The sequence below is a fragment of the Pseudomonas sp. LBUM1664 genome (assembly GCF_059695895.1).
Window position 1 is genome coordinate 5,536,424 of sequence record NZ_CP166791.1, and the last position, 21,265, is coordinate 5,557,688.

Here is a 21,265-nt window from a genome sequence, read left to right on the forward strand (position 1 = left end):
TCTTCCAGCCAACTGACGATCAAGCAGCACAACGTTCCTGGAGGAATTTGATGAATAGCTGGTTTGGCAACATTAGCGTCAACATGAAACTGGGACTGGGCTTTGGCCTGGTACTGGTACTGACCTGCGTCCTGGCTCTGACCGGTTGGACCAGCCTGGGCGGGCTGATCGACCGCAGCAACTGGATGAGCGACATCACCCAGCTCAACGCCGGCCTGACCAAACTCCGGGTCACCCGCCTGCAATACATGCTGACCAACGGCGACGAGACCGCAGCGCAAAATGTGCAGACCACCCTCGATGGCTTCGTGGCGCAACAGAACGCGCTGCTCAGCAGCTTCAAGAGCCCGGAAAACGTCAAGCTGCTCAAGGAGCAGAGCGCGGTCATCGGCGCTTATCAGGTTTCCCTGAACAAAATGCGCAGTGCCTACCGCACCGGCAACACTGCCCGCGATGCCATGGGAGCGAACGCCGAGATCGCCTACAGACTGCTCGAGACGATCAATACCGACGTGCAGCAAATGGCCCTGAGCGACCAGCGCTTCGAACAGTTCCAGGCCATCACCCAGGCCAAGCAGGCGTTCATGCTGGCCCGCTATGAAGTGCGCGGCTACACCGCCAACAGCAACGCCGATACCGAACAGAAAGCCGTCACCCAACTGGACGCCGCCATCGCTTCGCTCAAACCGCTGGATATGCATTTCGCCAGCACCCGGCAAGGTGAGCTACGTCAGTTGGAAAACGCCCTGGCCCAATACCGCAGCGCCTTGCAGGCCTTCAAGCTGGCCACAGCCGATGTCGTACAGGCACGCAAGGAAATGACTGATCAGGGCGCGACCATCGTTTCCTTGAGCGAACAGCTGTATCAGATCCAACTCAATCGCCGTGACGCTGAAAGCGCCCAGGCCCGCACGCTGCAACTGGTCAGCACCTTATTGGCGTTGCTGGTGGGCATCATTGCCGCAGTGGTTATCACTCGCCAGATCACCGGCCCGCTGCGCGAAACCCTGGCCGTAGTCGAACGCATCGCCAGTGGCGACCTGTCGCAGAACGTCATCGTCACCCGTCGCGATGAACTGGGCGTGCTGCAACAGGGCATCGCTCGCATGGGCGTGACCCTGCGCGAGCTGATCAGCGGTATCCGCAATGGCGTGGCCCAGATCGCCAGCGCCGCCGAAGAACTGTCTGCGGTGACCGAGCAGACCAGCGCCGGGGTCAACAGCCAGAAAGTCGAGACCGATCAGGTGGCGACCGCGATGCACGAGATGACCGCCACGGTCCAGGAAGTTGCACGCAACGCCGAAGAGGCCTCTCAGGCAGCTGCCGCCGCAGACGGCGAAGCCCGTGCCGGCGACCAGGTGGTCAGCGAAGCCATCGCCCAGATCGAGCGCCTGGCCAGTGAAGTGGCTCGATCCACCGACGCCATGACGGTGCTGCAACAGGAAAGCGACAAGATCGGCAGCGTCATGGACGTGATCAAGGCCGTGGCCGAGCAAACCAACCTGCTGGCACTCAACGCAGCTATCGAAGCGGCACGCGCCGGTGAAGCCGGTCGTGGTTTCGCGGTCGTTGCCGACGAAGTTCGTGGCCTGGCCCAGCGCACGCAGAAATCCACCGAAGAAATCGAAGGCTTGGTGGCCGGCCTGCAAAACGGCACCCAGCAAGTGGCCGCCGTGATGAACAACAGCCGCACCCTCACCGACAGCAGCGTGGCCCTGACTCGCAAGGCCGGAGTATCACTGGGAAACATCACCCGTACGGTGTCGAACATCCAGTCGATGAACCAGCAAATCGCCGCCGCAGCCGAACAGCAAAGCGCCGTGGCAGAGGAAATCAGCCGCAGCATCATCAACGTGCGCGACGTGTCTGAACAGACCGCCGCCGCCAGCGAAGAAACCGCTGCGTCCAGCGTTGAACTGGCGCGGTTGGGCAATCAGTTGCAGATGATGGTCAGTCACTTCCGGGTTTGAACCGCCAACCCGGTAACGTTATTCGCTTAAGGGAATGAATCCGTGGCGAGGGAGCTTGCTCGCACTTGAGTGCGAAGCGCTCACAAGAAAAGGCTGCTGCGCAGCCCAACGGGAGCAAGCTCCCTCGCCACGAAAATCAAACAATCCACACGTTGTGGGGGCTCATACAGGTCCCCCGCTCCTCGCATACGCCCTACATCAAAATCCTGCCAAGCAGAAACAAGCAACACATCGCCCTTTCATACAAATCCCTCCCCGTTGTCCTACCGCCTTTCGCTGCACGCTCCTGTACGGTTTCCCCTGAGCAAGAACACCCGGTTCGAACAGGAGATGGACACTATATGGACGTAAGCAACGACTCACTGTTGCACAGGCTGATTGCCCCCCCAATCAGCGCGGACAATCCCAAAGCCGATTTCATCACCGCCATGCAGCGTATGGGAATGAGGTCGGTCTTCGACATCATGCGCATGAGCAAGGCGCAGTTCGCCCTTGAACTTGGCAAGCATTGCGACGTGGACGCCGGGCAGGCCTACGACAACGCCGCGAACTATGCCCAGCAGGTCGGTCGCCTGTATCAGGAACATCAGATATCCCCCAACGATGCCACGCAACGCGTGCGGCGCAGCCTGGGTTCGGACGCGGCGCCCATCAGCTATCAAGCGGTGTTCAAGGAGAATTGGGATCAGTTCTGCAAAGAAGGTGACATCGCCGCAATCGACTCGCCCGTGGCCTATTTGCGGGCGCTGTTTCTGTTTGCCGGGCAGCTGGAAAACGTGTCCCCGTCAACCGACAAAATCACCTTGGAGAAACGCCGACCGGACCTCAGGGATCTGATGCGCGATCAACAAAGTGCCTTCGCGGTGCAGCCGATGCTCAGTATCGTCAACAATACCTTGCGCAGCCATATCGAGGCTCACCCAACCACCGATCCGACCGTCCACCAGGCATTGGCCAGCAAACACTATCCCTTCTCACTACCCTACGATCTGCATCATCACCAGTGCTTGCTTGGGCTGGGCGCAAACAAACCCGCGCTGGGCGAGTTGAATTATCGGGTGCGCCTGGCACTGCCGTTTTCACAAGATCAATCAACTTACGGACGCGTTTCGCAATCCCATATCGAGGCTCAAAAGCTGCTGTCCGGGCTCAGTCCAGAACAACAGAAACTATTGCTCGGGTCAGATTCTGATCTCAGCGTCCTGAAAAAAGCCTATGGCACTAAAAACGTCGATCGCCTGCATGATCTCGAGTTCTTCAAGCAACGCACCGGTCTGACGACAGAACAAGTTGAGCAACTGCTGGCGCAAGGCACCTACAGCCCTCGAACCTCAACCAACAGCCCTGACGCAAACCTTGATCGGTTCATATCGGGTATATGAATCGAGCATTGACGGCTATGCCCTGGGCCCCAGGGCATGACCTGAATATTACGCGTGAGCGATCAGATCAAACCCGCCACTCGGCCTGCCAGGGATTGATCACCTCGACCCCGGAAAACTCAAAATCCCGAACATTTCGAGTCGAAATCGAAGCGCCGTGGGCTCGGCAACTAGCGGCTATCTGCGCGTCAGCCATCGACACCGACCGTCCCCTTGCTTCGCAGTTCGCCACCGCCGTCGCCTTCTCTTGCCGCAAAAGCAGATCGAGCTCAACCCCACCGCTTGCGCTGAACCTATTGCGGATCCGGCTGCCAAGGCTTCCTGTTTGATTAACAGAGGCCAATGCTTTCCCCAAGATCAAGCGAGCCTCTTCTTCCATCGAATGCCCATTATGAGCAGCGGCTATCCGCAGTTGCTCTTTGATCTGGTCGTCAAGGTTTCGAATGGTGATGCTGGCCATGATGCCTCCTGCAATCAATGAAATCATTGATTGCGGCTAACACACCTTGCGTCCTCAGGATTCTGGGAGTTGCCAAACGGTTCAGACATTAATCCCATTGGTAAACACCAACCGATTCCCAAACGGATCAACCACCGTCATGTCCTGGCTCCCCCAGGGCATTGCCTGGATCTGGGGGCGAGCGTAGCGGTATTGCTTGGCCAGCAACTGCCGTTGGAACGCTTCCAGTTCATCGGTCTCAACCCGCAGCGCCGAGCCCGGCGTGCAGTCGCCATGGTGCTCGGACAGATGCAGCACGCATTCGCCGAGAGAGACTTGCAGGTACAGCGGGAAGTCGTCGCCGAAGCGATGTTGCCAGTCAACGGTAAAACCCAGGAAGTCGACATAGAACGACAACGCCTTGGCTTCATCAAAAATCCGCAGGATCGGGGTGGTTTTACCGAAGCTCATGGGTTGCTCCCTGACTGAAAAGACCCAGTTTAGACGGGTTGACCCCCAGTGCTTCGGCTTTAGCTCCGGCTTCTTTAATATCGCGATGCCACCAATGAGGCGCAGATCAAAATAATTCCACGCTTTTTCACGCCTCTCACACGCCATGTGACGGACTGAATCCAAGGCGCAGATCCCCTTCCCGCGCAAGGAACCGCCCCTCCCTGCGCCCGTTTACCTGACCATCGCGATAGCTCAGCACGCCGTTGACCCACACCCCATCAATGCCTTCGGCGGCCCGTTGCGGCTCGATGAAATCGGCGACGTCGCGAATGGTCCGGGGATTGAACAGCACCAGGTCTGCCCAATGTCCTTCACGAATTTCACCACGTTCCTTCAGCCCAAAGCGCGCCGCCGACAGGCCAGTCATTTTATGCACGGCGGTGTGCAACGGAAAAAGCCCGAGGTCGCGACTGAAATGCCCCAGTACCCGTGGGAAAGCGCCCCACAAACGCGGATGCGGAAACGGGTCTTCCGGCAAACCGTCGGAGCCAACCATGGACAACGGGTGGGCGAGGATCCGTCGTACGTCGCCTTCGTCCATGCCGTAGTACACCGCACCGGCCGGCTGCAAGCGACGCGCCGCCTCCAGCAGCGACACGTTCCATTCGGCGGCGATGTCTGCCAGGTCTCGACCGCCCATTGGCGGATGGGGTGTCGACCAGGTGATGGTGATGCGATGGGCATCGGTCACTTGCTTGAGATCCAGCGTCGAGGAGCTCGCCGCATAGGGATAGCAGTCGCAGCCAACAGGGTGGTTTTTTGCGGCGTTTTCCAGCGCTGCGAGCACTTGTGGACTACGCCCCCAATTACCGGCGCCCGCACATTTGAGGTGGGAAATGATCACCGGGCTTTTTGCGTGACGGCCAATCTGGAACGCCTCCTCCATGGCCTCGAGCACCGGTTCGAATTCGCTGCGCAGATGGGTGGTGTAGACCGCGCCGAATGCGCTCAACTCTTCGGTCAGTTGCATGACTTCGTCGGTGGACGCCGAAAACGCGTTGGCATAAGCCAGGCCGGTGGACAACCCAAGCGCGCCGGCCTCCAGGCTTTCGCGCAGTTGCTGACGCATGGCGGCGATTTCTCCCACACTGGCCGTGCGCAACAAATCGTCCATGTGGTTGCTGCGCAGTGCCGTGTGGCCCACCAGCGCGGCCACGTTGACCGCTGGCGTGGCCGCCTCCACCGCCGCACGATAATCGCCAAAGCTTGGGTAGGCGAACGCCTGAGCCGTGCCGAGCAGGTTCATCGGGTCCGGCGGATCGCCCCGCAGGCTGACTGGCGCGGCACTGATACCGCAATTGCCGACAATGACCGTGGTCACACCCTGGCTGAGCTTGGGCAGCATCTGCGGCTGGCGGATGACCACCGTGTCGTCGTGGGTGTGCACATCGATGAATCCCGGCGCCAGCACGCGACCGCCGGCGTCGATCTCTTCAAGCGCCCGGGCATCGCCCAGGTCTCCGATGCGTTCGATGCGACCGGCGCGAATTGCCACGTCGGCGCTGTAACCGGGGGTGTCGCTGCCATCGATGACCAGCGCGTTGCGCATAAGCGTGTCGTACAGCATGTCAGTCTCCCAGCGGCAAGTGATCGTCGCCGCCGCGGTAATCGTCCAAGGCGAGCTTGACTCGCCGCAGGCGCTCTTGATTGTCTTCGGGGTGGGCCAGCGCGAGCTCGGTGGCGAGCACATCGATAGCCAGCAACATGCCGTAGCGCGCCGCCGTGGGTTTGTAGATGAACGAGGTTTCGGCGCCTTGCAGCGGCAGCACTACGTCGGCCAATCGGGCCAGCGGCGAGTCGGCGCGGGTGATGGCCAGGATTGCCGCGCCATAACTGCGAGCCAGCTCGACTGCGCCCAGCAGTTCCGGGGTGATGCCGGTGAGTGAGCAAGCGATGACCAGATGTTCGTCGCTCAGCGAAGTGGCGGTGATGCGCATCATCACCGGGTCGCGGCACGCGGCAATCGAGTAGCCGAAACGCACCAGCCGCACCTGCAACTCTTCGCCGCACAGCGCCGACCAGCCACCGAGCCCGAATGCATGGATCATCCGCGCCTTGCCAAGCATCCGCACGGCATCGGCGAACCGCGATTCTTCGAACGCCGCCAGATGCTGGCGCAGGGTCGACTCGATATCGCCGACAATCTGCCCATAAAACGCCGATTGTTCGGGCGCCCCGGCCGGGTCGAGAAAACGGCTGCCGACACCGCTGGCCTGGGCCAGTTGCAGGCGCAAATCCCGCAGGTCGCGGCAACCGACGGTACGGGCGAAACGCGACAGTGTGGCGCTGCTGACTTCGGCCCGCTGGGCCAGTTCATCCAGGCTGGCGGAGGCGGCAAATCCTACGTCGTCGAGCATCAGACGGGCGATTCTTCCTTCGCCGGCGCTGAAGGAGTCCTGACGGGAGCGGATCTGGTAGAGAATGTCCATGACGGCACCTGTGTTGTAGGGCTGCGACTAAAGCACGCGCGCAAGCCCGAGCGTCAGGCCGAACGCGACCAGCGAGATCAACGTTTCGAGCACCGTCCAGGTCTTGAAAGTTTGCGTGACGGTCATATTGAAGTATTCCTTGATCAGCCAGAAGCCGCCGTCGTTAACGTGGGAAAAGATAACCGACCCGGCACCGGTCGCCAGCACCAGCAGTTCGGGATGGGGATAGCCCAAGCCGATCGCCACGGGCGCTACGATGCCCGAGGCGGTGGTCATCGCCACCGTGGCCGAGCCGGTGGCGACGCGCATCAGTGCGGCGAACAGCCAGCCCATTACCAGCGGCGACAGCTGGAACTCCTGGGCCAGGCCCACGATTTGTTGAGTGACCCCGGCGTCCACCAGAATCCGGTTCAAACCGCCGCCGGCGCCCACCAGTAACGTGATGCTGGCCGTCGGTGCCAGGCATTCATTGGTGAACTTGAGAATCGACTCACGGTTGAAGCCCTGGGCCAGGCCGAGGGTCCAGAAGCTCAGAATGGTCGCCAGCAGCAAGGCGATCACCGAGTTGCCGATGAACAGCAGGAACTGGTTGAAACCGCTGCCCGGCGTGGAGATCAGGTTGGCCCAACCACCGATCAGCATCAGCACCACCGGCAGCAGGATCGTCCCCAGGGTCACGCCGAAACCCGGCAGCTTGGCGCGGGGCTCGCGGTCAAGGAATTGCCGCTCCAGCGGGTTCTCGGCCGGTAGCTGGATGCGTGGCACGATGAATTTGGCGTACAGGGGACCTGCGATGATCGCGGTGGGGATGCCGATCAGGATCGCGTACAGCAAGGTCTGCCCCACCGATGCCTGAAACGCCTGCACGGCCAGCATCGCCGCCGGATGCGGCGGCACCAGGGCATGGACCACCGAGAGCCCGGCGACCATCGGCAGGCCCACCATCAGGATCGACACGCCCACACGGCGGGCGATGGTGAAAGCGATGGGTACCAGCAGCACAAAACCGACCTCGAAAAACAATGGCAGCCCGACCAGAAAGGCAATGCACACCATCGCCCAATGGGCGTTGCGCTCGCCGAAACGTTCGATCAGCGTCTGCGCCATCCGCTCTGCCCCGCCGGACTCGGCCATCATCTTGCCGAGCATCGTGCCCAATGCCACCACCAGCGCGATGTGTCCCAGCGTCTTGCCCACACCGGCTTCGTACGCGCCCACCACACCCGAGGGCGGCATCCCGGCCAGCAGCGCCAGGCCGATGGACACCAGCGTAATCACAATGAACGGATTAAGCCGGTAACGGGCAATCAGGACGATCAGCGCGATGATAGCGATGGCCGCGTAGACCAATAGCCAATAACCGAATTCAGGTGCCATGCGTTACTCCTCGAATGGGGTCACGTCGATGTGTCGTGAAACTCATAAATCATTTCGAGGAAAATTCTTCAAACGTACTGAAAGTAATTTTCGTACACAGACAAGAAATGTCGCTGACGGACATCGCGACACAGCCGTGATGAAAATCCGCGACCGAATTTTCATCCCGAAAGTGATCCCGCGTGGCGAGGGAGCTTGCTCCCGCTGGGCTGCGAAGCAGTCCCCTGACAACTCAATGACTGGCCGCCCAGCCCTCAATTCCGTACCATTGCCCCTGTTTTTTGCACCACTCCCCGGCAGCCGACTCTCAACCGGCGCCCAGTCAGGTAACCCATGAAACCAGCACGTCTTCGCGCCGACGCCCTCGCCGGCCTCACCACTTCTTTTGCCTTGTTGCCCGAATGCATCGCCTTCGCCCTGGTGGCCCACCTCAACCCGCTGATGGGGCTGTATGGCGCGTTCATCCTCTGCACGCTGACCGCCCTGTTCGGCGGCCGTCCGGGCATGGTGTCGGGAGCAGCGGGGTCGATGGCCGTGGTGATTGTCGCGCTGGTGGTGCAGCACGGCGTGCAGTACCTGCTGGCCACCGTGCTGCTGGGCGGGTTGATCATGATGGCGTTCGGGCTGTTGCGGCTGGGCAAGCTGGTGCGCATGGTGCCGCACCCGGTGATGCTCGGCTTCGTCAACGGCCTGGCGATTATCATTGCGCTGGCCCAACTGGAGCATTTCAAGAGCGGTGACACCTGGCTGAGCGGCGCCCCGCTGTATCTGATGGCAGGCCTGGTGGCGCTGACCATGGCCATCGTTTACCTGCTACCGCGCCTGACCCGCAGCGTGCCGCCGGCCCTGGTGGCGATCCTTGGCGTCGGCCTGGCGGTCTACCTGCTCGGCCTGCCAACCCGAACGCTAGGCGACATGGCGCACATCGCCGGCGGCCTGCCTGCCTTTGCCTTGCCGGACATTCCCTGGAATCTGGAAACCCTGCAAATCGTGGCGCCCTATGCAGTGGTGATGGCGATGGTCGGCCTGCTGGAAACCCTGCTGACGTTGAACCTGACCGATGAGATCACCGAAAGCCGCGGTTACCCGGACCGTGAATGCGTGGCACTGGGAGCGGCCAACATAGCCTCCGGGCTGTTCGGCGGCATGGGCGGTTGCGCGATGATCGGCCAAACGGTGATCAACCTCAGCTCCGGCGGGCGCGGGCGCTTATCCGGCGTGGTGGCCGGGGTGATGGTGTTGTTGTTCGTGTTATTTCTGTCGCCGCTGATCGAGCGCATCCCGCTGGCCGCGCTGGTGGGCGTGATGTTCGTGGTGGCGCAGCAGACGTTTGCCTGGGCCTCGCTGCGGGTGATCAACAAGGTGCCGGCCAATGATGTGCTGGTGATCATCGCAGTGACCATCATTACGGTGTTCACCGACCTGGCCGTCGCCGTGCTGTGCGGGGTCGTCATTGCCGCCCTCAACTTCGCCTGGCAACAGGCCCGGGAGCTGTACGCCGATACGCATCTGGAGGCTGACGGCAGCAAGCTTTATCGCCTGCACGGCACACTGTTCTTCGCCTCGACCACGCCATTCCTCAACCAGTTCGACCCGGCCAACGACCCAGCCCTGGTAACCCTGGACTGCCGTCACTTGAGCTTCGTCGACTATTCGGCCATTGCGGCCCTGAAGACCCTGCGCGAGCGCTACAGCAAAGCCGGCAAACACCTTCGAGTATTTCACCTGTCCGAGCGTTGCAAGCAGATGCTCAAGCGGGCGGGCGCTCATCACGACTGAATTATTGTGACCGCTCCCACAGGTCCTATGCCCAACTGACTGACTTTAGCCAGTCCTGATATAACTCAAACCATTTCGCTAAGAATCCACTCCACCACCGACGTACGCTTCGGCGCCCAACCGAGCAGTTCACGGGCATTTTTGCCCCGCACGCGGCTGTTGGAACCCAGGCCGTAGTTGGCCATTTCGTAACCCCACTCGGCTTCGGCATCGGCCAGTGGCCAGTCCTGCGGCTCGCCAAGGTTCAACGCCCGGGCGATGGCGGTGGTCATGTCGATGAACGAGGCTTCGCTGCTTTCGACGAAGTAGAACGTGCCGGGCAGATTGTGGGTCAGGGCCAGTTTGTACAGCTCGACCACGTCCTCAATGTGCACGTTGGACCAGATGTTCTGGCCCGGCCCGACATGCCGCACCACCGCGCTTTTACGAGCCTGCTTGAGCAGGCGCGGCAGTTGCACACTGTCGCGTTTGACGCCCAGGCTGTGACCATAGATCAAGGTGTTGCAGATCACCGCCGAGTTCACGCCGTCCTTCGCCGCGGCCAGGACCAGGTCGTCAATCGCGACACGGGCAGCCTTGTCGGCGGTGGGTTGCGGCAGGTTGTTTTCGTAGTAGATGTCATCACTCGAGCGGCCGCCCGACGCGTCGCCAACGATGCTCGAACCACTGGTGTGCAACAGCACTTTGTTCGAGCCTTTGAGCCCTTCGATCAAGGCTTCGACTGCACCGCGGTGGTCACTGCTGGCGGCATTGACCACGGCGTCGGCGGCGCGGGCCTGCTCGGCCAGCAGCGCGCTGTCTTCCAGGGTACCGATGACTGGTTTGATACCCAGCGCGGTGAGTTCGCGTGCCTGCTCGGCGTTGCGCACCAGACCGGTGACTTGATGCCCGGCCCGTACCAGGCCGGTGGCAATGGAGCCGCCGATAAAACCGGCAGCGCCGGTGACGAATACGTTCATGGGGGAACTCCTTGGCTACATCAGTGATGGAACGAGTATCGAGGACCGCTTCCTGGCGAAACAGTCCACATTGCCCAAATCACTCTTGCCTTGAAGTCACGAATCAGCCTTTGAATTCCCGCGAGGCGTATTCGGCGAGTTTGCCTTGGATGAAGTCCAGGAAGCACTGGATCCGCAATGCCAGCTGGGAGTTGCGGTAGTACACCGCGTTGATCGGCTGGCGATATCCGCTGTTGGCATCCGCCAGCAGAACCTTCAGGCGACCGGCGCGGATGTCTTCGCGCGTCATGAAATCCGACAGGCAGGCAATGCCCTGCCCTTGCAGCGCCAAGTGACGCACCGTCTCGCCGCTGGAAGCGCTGATGGCCGGTTGGATCGGCCAGCGGTCGCCGTGAAGATGGCGCAGCGGCCATTGATTGAGGCCTTCGTTCTGGGCAAAACCCAGCAGCGCATGGTCTGCCAACTCGGCGACGCTGGTGGGCGCGCCGCGCTGCTTCAAATAGGCGGGGCTGGCCAGGATGTGCAGCGGGCTGCAACCCAGGGACCGGGCGTGCAGCGTCGAGTCGGTGAGCGTACCGATGCGAATGGCGATGTCCGTGCTTTGCTCCAGCAAATCGATGATCAGGTCGTTGCTGTTGAGTTCGAGCTGGATGTCCGGGTAGAGCCTGCGAAATTCTTCGATGTGGGGCACGATGGCGTGCAGCATGAACGGCGACGCGGCGTTGATTCGCAACCGCCCGGAGGGATTTTTCTGGCGGGACGACAAGCGCTCTTCCAGTTCATCCATTCGGTCGAGGATGCCCTTGGCCTGCTCGAAAAAGTACTTGCCCTCCTCGGTCAGGTCCATGCGCCGCGTGGTGCGATTGATCAGCGTGGTATCGAGCTTGGCCTCCAGGCGCGACAGCGTGCGGCTGACGGCCGACGGCGTCTGCCCGACCTGCTCGGCGGCGGCGGAAATCGACCCGCACTCAATCACGCAGACGAATATCTGCAATTCGTCGGATCTGGCTTTCACAGGTGTCCTCTCATCAAATGCACACTCAATGTGGCGAGGGAGCATCATCGCTTTCGGGTAGGTCCCGATATTAGCCGGATTACCGAGAAAGGCCGAACACCTCAATCAAATACTGCTCATACCGCGCCACATCGGCCTCGATGTTCGGGCGCTTCATCACATCCACGCACAAAAAGGTCGGCAAGGCGGTCATGCCCAGGAATTGGTTGGCCTTATGGAACGGGAAGTACACAGCGTCCACGCCCTTGGCTTCGAAGAAGTCAGTCGGATCGTCGAAGGCTTGCTGTGGGCATTCCAGGTCAGCGACAACAGGTATTGCTTGCCCTGCACCAAGCCACCGCTGCCGTACTTCTGCGAAGCATCGGAGCGGGTGCGGCCGTCACTGGCGTAGAGACTGCCGTGACCTTCGGTGAACACTTCGTCGATGTATTTCTTCACAGTCCACGGCGCGCCCATCCACCAGCCTGGCATCTGATAAATGATCACATCGGCCCAGAGGAACTTGGCGACTTCTTCCTTGATGTCGTAACCGCCGTCGATAAAGGTGGTTTTTACGTCGAAACCGCCGCGGTCCAGCACGCTGACCGCCGTGTCGTGGAGGGTCGCGTTATAGCGGCCGTCGGAGTGGGCGAATTGTTTACCACCATTGAGCAACAGGATTTTTTTCATGGGGGGCCTCATCGGGTTCCACGGCATGGGCCGTTAATGGCCGCCGAATGGAAAGGTTGAAATGATGGCGGCAGAGTACCGATGAGCCTCGCGCGGAATAAGCACCGCAACGGCAAAACTGATTTGACCTATACGCACGAATCGACACCCTATTATTGCAGTAGCATTCGGCAGACTTTTATTTCAGGAGCCACCCGATGAGCGAACTGCACGGTTTCATCCTGCACGCCAAGACCCGCCCGGAAAAAGCCGAAGCCTTCGAAGCACTGTTTCGTGCCTACGTCGAACCGAGCCGCGCCGAACCCGGTTGCATCGAATATCACATGCTGCGGGACCAGCAAGACCCGACGCTGTTTATCTTTTATGAAATCTGGGCATCCCAGGCCCACCTGGACGTGCATTCGAATCTGCCGCATATGAAGCAGTTCTTTGCGCAACGCATGGACTACCTGGAGCGCGACTTCGAGATCCGCCGAGTCGATATGCTCAGCACGTCCTCGGCTAGCCGCTGATCAGCAGATGGCCACCCAGCACGCCAAGGCCAATGAAAAACACCCGTTTGAACAGCACGGCGCTGATCCGGTGACGCAGCCATTGCCCCAGCCACATCCCCAGCAGCGCGGGCACCAGCGCCAGCAATGAAGCGCTCAGTTCGCCGCCGCCCAGGGCGCCGCGCCACAGCAGGCCGACGGCCAGGGCCAATGTCGAAACGGTGAATGACAGGCCCAGCGCCTGCACCAGCTCATCCTTGCTCAAGCCCAATGCTTGCAGGTACGGCACCGCCGGAATCACAAACACGCCGGTGGCGCAGGTGATGATACCGGTGAGCAGCCCGCAAAGCGGGGCGAGCCACGGCTCAACGTTGGCAGCGACCCGCAACGTTGGCAGCAACAGCCCGCTCAGGGCATACAGCAACAAGGCCGCGCCCAAGGCCCTCACCACCCACACCCCACCCGCCATGCCGATCCACAGCGTACCGAGGCCGGTGCCGATGAAAATCGCCAACAGCAGCGGCCACAAGCGCCGGATCAAGCTTTGCAGATGGCCGCCGAAGGCCAGTTGCCAGATATTCGTCAGGGTCGCCGGAATGATGAGCAACGCCGCAGCCTGCGTCGGAGCCATAGCCAGCCCGAGCAATCCCATGGAGATGGTCGGCAGGCCAAGGCCGATCACACCCTTGATGGTCCCGGCCAGCAGGAAGACGCCGATCACCAGCAAAGAAAGCGCCAGGCCGAGGTTTTGATAGAAAGCGATGAGTGTATTCATGGGGCTATCGTGAACCCTGGCTGGCGGGCTTTAAATCTGCCATATACTGAGACAGCCTCTTGTTCTTCAAGAGGCTGAAAAACTTGCTGATGCTACCGACGCCATCGCGAGCAGGCTCGCTCCCACATTGGACCGAGTTCCTTCAGAACCTGCTCGCGATAGCAATGCATCAGCCACCACAGAATCCGGCACAGGATCCCAACCCATGCACTTCGACCTCACCGACCTGCGCCTCTACCTGAACATCCTCGACACCGGCAACATCACCGCCGGTGCAGCCCGTAGTCATTTGTCCCTGGCGGCGGCCAGTGCGCGAGTCCGCGCCATGGAGTCGTCCCTGGGAATTGGGTTGCTCGAACGCGGCCGGCGCGGCGTCGCCCCCACGGCGGCCGGCAAGGCCCTGGCGCAACATGCCCGGGTGTTGCTGCAACACGCCGAACACCTGCAGCAGGATCTGGCCGAGTACGCCCGGGGCGTCAAAGGCCAGGTGCGGCTGTTGTGCAACACCAGCGCCATGACCGAATACCTGCCTGAGCTGCTGGCCGGTGTCCTCAAGGACCATCCCAACCTCGATATCGATCTGCAGGAATTGCCCAGCTCCCGAATCACCCATGCGCTGCGCCAGGGCGCGGCGGACCTGGGTATCGTTTCCGACGCGGTAGATACCGCCGGCCTTCAGACCTGGCCTTTTCGCGACGATCCACTGGTATTGATCCTACCGGCCGGACATCCCTTGGCTGACGGCCGAGCGCTGAGTTTCAGCGAGACCCTCAACCATGATTATGTCGGCCTGAACGCTTCCAGTGCCTTGGCGATCTACCTCGAAGAACAGGCGCTGCATACCGGGATGCGCATGCAAATCCGCATTCGCGCCGACGGTTTCGATGGGGTGATTCGCATGGTGGCCCATGGCGCAGGCATCGCCATCGTGCCTAAGGCAGCCATCGCACGTCGCCCTCCCGAGTCCTCGTATCAATACGTCCCGTTGCAAGAGGCCTGGGCACACCGGGCGTTGCTGCTGTGCGCCCGGAACTTCGAAGGTTTGCCTGCCTACGCCAGGGCCCTGGCTCGTCATGTTGCCGACTGATGCGCGCTTCTGGATAACCCGGTGTCGAGCACAGACATCTACCCTGTCATGCCGCACGTTAGGGTGCCTGTTCTCTTCTGCCCCTTTCGGAGCTCACATGACCGCACCTATCACCGTCCTGCGCGACACCCATCCGCTGCCCGTACTCGACGCCTGCAAATGGGAAAAACTCGAGGGTGACCCGCACACCGTCAACCTCAACGCCTACACCAGCGAAGACGGCAGCAAGATCATGGGCACCTGGATCTGCACACCGGGCAAATGGCGTGTGGACTATGTGAAGTGGGAATACTGCCATTTCCAGGAAGGCTACTGCGTCATCACCCCGGATGGCATGGCGCCAATTCATCTGCGCGCCGGCGACATCTTTGTCGTTGAGCCAGGCATGAAAGGCACCTGGGAAGTGGTCGAGACCGTGCGCAAGTATTTCGTCTTTGCCTGAAACAAAAAACCGAGAGACCACCTGTGGCGAGGGCGCTTGCTCCCTCGCCACAAAAGTTTCTCAGCACAACCCAGAGCAGGCCTTATTGCGGTTTGCGATAGCTGTTAACAATCGCCGAAAAATCCTTGCCACCCTCGCCCCGCTGGCTCATTGCCTGATACAACTGTTGCGCCACCGCGCCCAGCACCACGGGCTGATGGGCCTGCCGCGCGGCTTCGGTGGCCAGACCCAGATCCTTGAGCATCAGGTCGGCGCCAAAACCACCGGTGTAACCTCGGGACGCCGGTGCCGTTTCAATCACACCGGGCCACGGGTTGTAGGTGTCCGAACTCCAGCACCGGCCCGTTGAGCTGTTGATGATTCCTGCCAGCACCTGAGTATCGATCCCCAGGGCATCCCCCAGGGCCATGGCTTCGCTGACGCCCACCATGGAAATACCCAGCAGCAGGTTGTTGCAAATCTTGGCGATCTGCCCGGTGCCCACTTCACCGCAATGCACGATGTTACGGCCCATTTGCGCCAACACCGGCTGCAGGGTGGCGAACAATTCAGCGGTGGCGCCGACCATAAAGGTCAACGTACCGGCCGCCGCACCGCCGGTGCCGCCCGAGACAGGCGCGTCGGCCATCGCCACGCCCTGCTTGGCGGCAGCGGCGGCAACGTCGCGGGCGGTCTGCGGATCGATGGTGCTGCAATCCACCGCTGGCGTGCCGGCGGCAATGCCGGCCAGCACACCGTCTTCACCCAACCAGACACTGCGCACGTGAGCGGCGGCCGGCAGCATGGTAATCACCAACGCCGCGCCCTGGGCCGCATCGCGAGGCGAGGCGCTGACCGAGCCGCCCAGCGCCGCCAGTTCGGCCAACACTGCCTGGTTGAGGTCGAACAGGTTCAGTGAATGGCCGGCCTTGAGCAGGTTGCGCGCCATGGGGGCGCCCATGTTGCCAAGGCCGATAAATGCGATCTTCATGTCCGGCTCCTTAACGCAGGTTGATGGTGGTGTTCACACCGTCATTGACGCTGTCATCATCGAACCAGCGCGCGGTGACGGTCTTGGTCTGAGTGTAGAACTGCACCACTTGTTTACCGTACGGGCCGAGGTCGCCGAGTTTCGAACCACGGGAGCCGGTGAAGCTGAAAAACGGCACCGGTACCGGAATCGGGATGTTGATCCCCACCTGGCCAACGTCGATTTCACTCTGGAATTTGCGCGCCGCCGCGCCGCTCTGGGTGAACAGACCGGTGCCATTGCCAAACGGGTTGGCATTGACCAGGGCAATCGCCTCATCCAGGGTGTCGACCTCCAACACCACCAGCACCGGGCCGAAGATTTCTTCGGTGTAAATACGCATGTCAGTGGTCACGCCAGAAAACAGGGTCGGGCCGACGAAGTTGCCCTGCTCGAAGCCAGGCACGCGGATGTCACGGCCATCAAGCTCGAGCTTCGCGCCTTGCTGTACGCCGCTCTCGATCAACTCAAGGATCCGCGCCTTGGCCCGCTTGGAAATCACCGGGCCGACATCCGTGCCCGGCTCGCTGCCGGCGTTGACCTTGAGCTTCTGCGCCAGCGCCTTGAGATCGGGCAGCCATTGCCTGGCGGCACCCACCATCACCACCACGGATGTGGCCATGCAACGCTGACCCGCCGCGCCGAAACCGGCACCGACCAGGGCATTGAGGGTTTGTTCGCGATTGGCATCCGGCAACACCACCGCGTGGTTCTTGGCACCCATCATCGACTGCACGCGCTTGCCATGGCGGCCAGCCAAGTCATACACATGGGTGCCGACCGCCGTCGAGCCGACGAAGGAAACCGCCTTGATGTCCTTGTGGGTACAGAGCGCATCCACCACGTCCTTGCCGCCATGCACCACATTGAGCACGCCGGGTGGCACACCAGCCTCGATGGCCAGCTCCACCAGCAGCATGGTCGACAGCGGGTCCTGTTCGGACGGTTTGAGCACGAAGGTGTTGCCGCAGGCGATGGCCATCGGGAACATCCACAGCGGAATCATCGCCGGGAAATTGAACGGGGTAATGCCCGCACACACACCAATCGGCTGGCGCAGCGTGTAGGTGTCCACGCCACCGGCGACGTTCTCGGCAAACTCGCCCATTTGCAGGGTACCGATGGAACAGGCGTGCTCGACCACTTCCAAACCACGGAAAATATCACCCTCGGCGTCAGCGATGGTTTTGCCCTGCTCGGCGCTGAGCACGGCGGCGATGCGCTTGGAATGCTCGCGGATCAACGCCTGGAGCTTGAGCATGATGCGCATCCGCGCGCCAATGGGCGTCAACTTCCAAGTCTGGAAGGCACGGTGGGCAGCGGCGATGGCGGCATCGACTTCCGAGGCGGTGGCAAACGGCACTTTCGCCAGCACCTGCTGGGTGGCCGGGTTGACGATGTCGTGCCATTCGCTGGACTGGGATTCAACCCACTCGCCGTCGATCAACAGTCTGACGGTTTGCAGGGCAGTGTCGCTGGGCTTAAGGGAAACGTTCATGCTGGCCTCCGGGATTGTTCTTATAGAGAGCGCTGCTTCAGCAGAGACCAAGGTGCACAGACACCTTGGTGATGAGACTGTTTTTGGAGTATAGATGTGCAAACTTCTAATAAGAACGCACATAAAAACCGGTCCATCATGCAAAAAAACATCACCTCCCTGGGATCGCTGAATTGGGACGACCTCAAGTTTTTCCTTGAAGTGGCCCGCACCCGCAAAGCCAGCACGGCAGCCAAGCGCCTGGCCGTCGACTACACCACGGTGTCGCGACGCATCAGCTCGCTGGAAGCCTCATTGGGCACGCTGCTGTTCGAAAAGTCCCGGACCAACGGTTTTGTCCTGACGGCAGAAGGCCAGCGCCTGCTGGGTTACGCTGAGTCGATCGAAAGTACCCTGCACATGGCCTGCGAACAGGTTTCAGGCTCAGGGGTCGCGCTGTCCGGCCATGTACGCATGGGCTGCACCGAAGGCTTCGGCAGCTTCTTCATCACCCCGCAGTTGAGCCACTTCGTCGATACCTACCCGGCCATTTCGGTGGACATCCTCCCGCTGCCGCACTTCATCAGCCTCTCCAAGCGAGAAGCCGACATCGTTATCGCCCTCGAACGCCCCGAACATGGCCCGTATGTGTGCTGCAAACTGTGCGACTACCGGCTGCAGCTCTATGCCACCCAGCAATACCTGGACAATCACCCACCCATCCAGCGTCCGGCTGATTTGAGCAAGCATTCGTTCATCAGCTATGTGGATGACCTGGCGTTCAGTTCCGAGTTGCTCTACCTGGCCAACGTACTGCCCGGTACCAATGCTCATCTGCGCAGTACCAGCGTGATCGCGCAGTTCGTGGCGGCGCAACAAGGGCGGTCACTGGCGATTCTGCCGTGCTTCCTCGCCGCCCAGGATCCGCGCCTGCTACCGGTGCTGCCGGAGGAGATCAACGTCACCCGGCAGTTCTGGATGTACTGTCGCGAGGACCTGAGGAAGCTCAAGCGCATTACGCTGCTGTGGGATTACATCCGCGAGGTGACTGAACAGAATCAGCCACTGCTGATGGGCGACAGCCGGGAGATGGTGTTCGCCGATTAGTCGGCGATGACCACGATGGCGACGCGGCGGTTTTCGGTACGCCCGTTGGGCGTGTCGTTGGATGCGACCGGTTTGCTGCTGCCCAGACCGCGCAATTGAACATTTTCTTCGCGCATGCCGACACTTGTCAGCACTTTGCCTACGCTGTTGGCCCGACGTATCGACAGTTGTTCGTTATAGGCTTGAGAGCCCGATGCATCGGTATGACCATCGATGCGCACCCGCTCGATTCCTACGCCCAGCAGTGCCCTGCCGATTCGCTCGACGATCTCAGTGCTGGCCGGGTTGAGGTTTTCCACATCACTGCCAAACAGCACCTTACCCGACAAACCGAAGGCCCAGCCTTCGTCAGTCAATTGGAACCCTTGTTGCTTGAGCACGGTTATTTGCGCCGGGGTGAGCCCTTTGTGCGGCGCAGTCTGGCAACCGGTCAGCGCCAGGACGCAGATGAACAAAAACGCAGCGAACCGCTGCACGGAAAATTGAGGATATAAACGCACGAGTTAGCTCCTGGTTTGAAGATCAGCGATGGAGTGCTCCGACCCTGCCGTGTGCTGCCCACCTTGGGCGAGGCGTTTGGCCTGGTACATCGCCGCATCGGCAGCATTGAGTAAGGCGCCCGGAGTGGCGCCATGATCAGGATAAATGGCGATACCTATACTAAGAGAGGTCAATACTGAAGCAGTGCCGGGTAATTGGATCGGCATTTCCATACTGGCGATGATTTTCCCAGCGATCCGTTCGGCATCCTCGGCCCTGTGCAGTGGTGTAAGCAGCACGGCGAATTCGTCACCGCCCAGGCGCGCTACCAGGTCACCCTCACGCAACTGCGCCCGAACCCGGTTCGCCACCGCCGTCAGCACCGCGTCACCGGCCGCGTGGCCGAAATTGTCATTGATGCCCTTGAACCGGTCGCTGTCCAGATACAACACGGCCACTTGCTCGTCGAGTTTGCTGGCATTGCGCAAAGCCCGGATCAGTCGGCCTTCGAAGAATGCCCGATTCGGCAACCCGGTCAGGCTGTCGTGACTGGCTTGGTGGGCCAGGGTTTCGTTCTCGCTTTGCAGGTGGGTCTGCCAGGATTCCAGCTCGTCGAGCAGTGCGTTGAAGTCATTGCCCAAGTTGTCCAGTTCGGCGATGGCAGCCGGCGGTACGCGCCGGTCCAAGGCCCGCTCGCTGCGGGCCGCGTGGGCCACCTCTGCCAGGCTGCGCAACGGCCCGGTGATCGACCGCAATTGGCGCCGCGCCAGGGACAACGCCATCCAGGCACTCGCCGCCGTGCACAAAATAATCCCCGCCAAACCGCTGAGCAAAAAGCGAAACAGGCTGCCACCATGCCCCGCCAACAGAATACTGCCGATATTCTGCCCCTGATGAACGATTGGCAAGCTGATGGGCTTTTCCAGGAACGCCTTGGCAATGTGCATTTCCAGTTCTGACAATAAACCGGTTTCCGGCCGCTGCCAGCGCGCCAACAGGCGGCCGTGTTCATTGAACACCTGGGCATCGGCGACTTCCTCGGTGGAGGCAATCAAGGCCAGCGCTTCGGTGGCCGCAGCCGAGTCATCGAACACCACGGCCGCTTCCACGGTGTAGTTGATCGAACGGGCGATCAGGTGCAGGTTGTGGTCGGCGTAGACCCTTAACGCAAACACGCCGAGCAGCGTCAGGGAAACACTGGCCATGGCCACCGCCACCAACGCGACGATCACGTGACCGCGACCGATGACCGCGCCCAGGGTCGGACGGCCCCGTGATGTGGACAGGCTCATGGTGCTGCCGGCCTACGTCGGGAAAGCTGCAGAACGCTCGGGTGGATGCGCACGCCACTGCGCGCCACCGAGTCGAGGTTGACCTCGAACGACACCTGCTCATCGCCGACCCGCAGACAGAACAGGGTACCCACGGTGCACTGGTCGCCGCCCTCGCTGATGCTCAACACGGGCTTGCCGATCAAGGAGGCAAACAAACGGGTGCGCTCATCGTTGGTCAGCCTCCCTAGGTAGACGGCGTTGCACTCAGTGGCGATGCCGGGGTGATCGGCCAGCACTCGCTGCACGGTTACCGGCCGACCGGTAGCCTGGGTGGCGCCTTTGACCAGGTCGTCGGTGTATTGGGTCGGCCCGACGATGCACAATTGCAGTTGCTCTGGCTCCACAGGCCAGCGAGCGTAACTGAGAATGCCCAATACAACTTGCGTCACCGCTTCGGTCCGCTGCTCGGCCAGGCTCGCGGAGGCCTGATGCTGGGCAACAACCACAGACGACATTAAACACAGAAAGCCAGCGAGTAGGTAATGCCTCCGGTTCTTGCTGCGCACTGCCCCCCGAACAGCCACACCCATG

Annotated in this window: 20 protein-coding genes and 2 pseudogenes; 8 read left to right on the top strand and 14 right to left on the bottom strand. The window is 61.1% G+C overall.

The annotated features are described in order from the left end of the window. Positions 1-185: 185 nt before the first annotated feature. From ACA047_RS25845 to ACA047_RS25855, 3 genes and pseudogenes are all read left to right on the top strand, one after another. Positions 186-1,112: pseudogene (locus tag ACA047_RS25845) on the top strand (methyl-accepting chemotaxis protein); the annotation flags it as partial. Continuing rightward, the gene (locus tag ACA047_RS25850) at positions 1,107-1,970 is read left to right on the top strand and encodes a methyl-accepting chemotaxis protein (protein WP_497360552.1); all 864 of its coding nucleotides are present in this window, start codon (positions 1,107-1,109) and stop codon (positions 1,968-1,970) included. The pseudogene ACA047_RS25845 and the gene ACA047_RS25850, both read left to right, overlap by 6 nt. A gap of 65 nt (positions 1,971-2,035) precedes the next feature. Then, positions 2,036-3,352 (top strand): Tc toxin subunit A, encoded by a 1,317-nt coding sequence (locus tag ACA047_RS25855; protein ID WP_497354237.1) that lies wholly within the window; start codon positions 2,036-2,038, stop codon positions 3,350-3,352. Between the two features lie 67 nt (positions 3,353-3,419). Here ACA047_RS25855 and ACA047_RS25860 read toward each other — a convergent pair whose 3' ends face one another. The 5 genes from ACA047_RS25860 to ACA047_RS25880 form a co-directional block, all read right to left on the bottom strand. Further along, the gene (locus ACA047_RS25860; RefSeq protein WP_497354239.1) at positions 3,420-3,812 is read right to left on the bottom strand and encodes a FitA-like ribbon-helix-helix domain-containing protein; all 393 of its coding nucleotides are present in this window, start codon (positions 3,810-3,812) and stop codon (positions 3,420-3,422) included. A gap of 81 nt (positions 3,813-3,893) precedes the next feature. Next, positions 3,894-4,262 carry a glyoxalase superfamily protein gene (locus ACA047_RS25865; RefSeq protein WP_497354241.1) on the bottom strand — a complete coding sequence of 123 codons (369 nt, stop codon included), beginning with the start codon at positions 4,260-4,262 and terminating at the stop codon, positions 3,894-3,896. A 136-nt stretch (positions 4,263-4,398) separates the two neighbouring features. Next, on the bottom strand, positions 4,399-5,871 hold the full coding sequence (locus ACA047_RS25870; protein ID WP_497354243.1) for an N-acyl-D-amino-acid deacylase family protein: 1,473 nt from the start codon (positions 5,869-5,871) through the stop codon (positions 4,399-4,401). Between the two features lies 1 nt (position 5,872). Next, entirely contained in the window at positions 5,873-6,733 is an 861-nt protein-coding gene (locus tag ACA047_RS25875) for a MurR/RpiR family transcriptional regulator (RefSeq protein WP_497354245.1), read from the bottom strand. A gap of 27 nt (positions 6,734-6,760) precedes the next feature. Next, positions 6,761-8,110, bottom strand: coding sequence for a GntT/GntP/DsdX family permease (locus ACA047_RS25880; RefSeq protein ID WP_497354247.1), 1,350 nt, complete (start codon positions 8,108-8,110; stop codon positions 6,761-6,763). A 333-nt stretch (positions 8,111-8,443) separates the two neighbouring features. On the opposite strand from ACA047_RS25880, the gene ACA047_RS25885 reads away from it, so the two are divergent. Continuing rightward, positions 8,444-9,889, top strand: coding sequence for a SulP family inorganic anion transporter (locus ACA047_RS25885; protein ID WP_497354249.1), 1,446 nt, complete (start codon positions 8,444-8,446; stop codon positions 9,887-9,889). A 65-nt stretch (positions 9,890-9,954) separates the two neighbouring features. Here ACA047_RS25885 and ACA047_RS25890 read toward each other — a convergent pair whose 3' ends face one another. The 3 genes and pseudogenes from ACA047_RS25890 to mdaB form a co-directional block, all read right to left on the bottom strand. Continuing rightward, entirely contained in the window at positions 9,955-10,848 is an 894-nt protein-coding gene (locus ACA047_RS25890) for an NAD-dependent epimerase/dehydratase family protein (RefSeq protein WP_497354251.1), read from the bottom strand. 103 nt (positions 10,849-10,951) lie between these two features. Then, positions 10,952-11,863 carry a LysR substrate-binding domain-containing protein gene (locus ACA047_RS25895; protein WP_497354253.1) on the bottom strand — a complete coding sequence of 304 codons (912 nt, stop codon included), beginning with the start codon at positions 11,861-11,863 and terminating at the stop codon, positions 10,952-10,954. 79 nt (positions 11,864-11,942) lie between these two features. Beyond that, positions 11,943-12,532: pseudogene (gene mdaB / locus ACA047_RS25900) on the bottom strand (NADPH:quinone oxidoreductase MdaB). A gap of 197 nt (positions 12,533-12,729) precedes the next feature. On the opposite strand from mdaB, the gene ACA047_RS25905 reads away from it, so the two are divergent. Beyond that, a complete protein-coding gene (locus tag ACA047_RS25905) occupies positions 12,730-13,044 on the top strand; it encodes a putative quinol monooxygenase (protein ID WP_497354255.1) in 315 nt (104 codons plus the stop codon). On the opposite strand, the gene ACA047_RS25910 is transcribed toward ACA047_RS25905, so the two are convergent. Then, complete coding sequence (locus tag ACA047_RS25910) at positions 13,034-13,798, bottom strand: sulfite exporter TauE/SafE family protein (protein WP_497354257.1); 765 nt, start codon at positions 13,796-13,798, stop codon at positions 13,034-13,036. The genes ACA047_RS25905 and ACA047_RS25910 overlap by 11 nt on opposite strands. A gap of 205 nt (positions 13,799-14,003) precedes the next feature. Here ACA047_RS25910 and ACA047_RS25915 point away from each other — a divergent pair, with 205 nt between their 5' ends. Together ACA047_RS25915 and ACA047_RS25920 are read left to right on the top strand one after the other, a co-directional pair. Next, a complete protein-coding gene (locus tag ACA047_RS25915; protein WP_497354259.1) occupies positions 14,004-14,885 on the top strand; it encodes a LysR substrate-binding domain-containing protein in 882 nt (293 codons plus the stop codon). A 97-nt stretch (positions 14,886-14,982) separates the two neighbouring features. Then, positions 14,983-15,327, top strand: coding sequence for a cupin domain-containing protein (locus tag ACA047_RS25920; RefSeq protein WP_003177747.1), 345 nt, complete (start codon positions 14,983-14,985; stop codon positions 15,325-15,327). Between the two features lie 82 nt (positions 15,328-15,409). Here the strand turns inward: ACA047_RS25920 and mmsB are convergent, their stop codons facing one another. Together mmsB and ACA047_RS25930 are read right to left on the bottom strand one after the other, a co-directional pair. Then, complete coding sequence (mmsB, locus tag ACA047_RS25925) at positions 15,410-16,297, bottom strand: 3-hydroxyisobutyrate dehydrogenase (RefSeq protein ID WP_497354262.1); 888 nt, start codon at positions 16,295-16,297, stop codon at positions 15,410-15,412. Between the two features lie 10 nt (positions 16,298-16,307). After that, positions 16,308-17,834, bottom strand: coding sequence for a CoA-acylating methylmalonate-semialdehyde dehydrogenase (locus ACA047_RS25930; protein ID WP_497354264.1), 1,527 nt, complete (start codon positions 17,832-17,834; stop codon positions 16,308-16,310). Positions 17,835-17,972: 138 nt separating this feature from the next. Between ACA047_RS25930 and ACA047_RS25935 the strand changes: the two genes are divergently transcribed. Beyond that, positions 17,973-18,920, top strand: a complete 948-nt coding sequence (locus ACA047_RS25935; RefSeq protein ID WP_497354266.1) for a LysR family transcriptional regulator — start codon at positions 17,973-17,975, stop codon at positions 18,918-18,920. On the opposite strand, the gene yfiB is transcribed toward ACA047_RS25935, so the two are convergent. The 3 genes from yfiB to yfiR are packed head-to-tail and all read right to left on the bottom strand — an operon-like array spanning position 18,917 to position 21,264. Next, on the bottom strand, positions 18,917-19,420 hold the full coding sequence (gene yfiB / locus ACA047_RS25940) for an outer membrane lipoprotein YfiB (RefSeq protein ID WP_497354268.1): 504 nt from the start codon (positions 19,418-19,420) through the stop codon (positions 18,917-18,919). The two genes, ACA047_RS25935 and yfiB, sit on opposite strands and share 4 nt — an antisense overlap. A gap of 3 nt (positions 19,421-19,423) precedes the next feature. Next, complete coding sequence (dgcN, locus tag ACA047_RS25945) at positions 19,424-20,692, bottom strand: diguanylate cyclase DgcN/YfiN (protein WP_497354270.1); 1,269 nt, start codon at positions 20,690-20,692, stop codon at positions 19,424-19,426. Continuing rightward, positions 20,689-21,264: a regulatory sequestration protein YfiR gene (gene yfiR, locus ACA047_RS25950; RefSeq protein WP_497354272.1), complete on the bottom strand. Its 576-nt coding sequence runs from the start codon at positions 21,262-21,264 to the stop codon at positions 20,689-20,691. The genes dgcN and yfiR overlap by 4 nt, the downstream gene beginning before the upstream one ends. Position 21,265 lies beyond the last annotated feature (1 nt).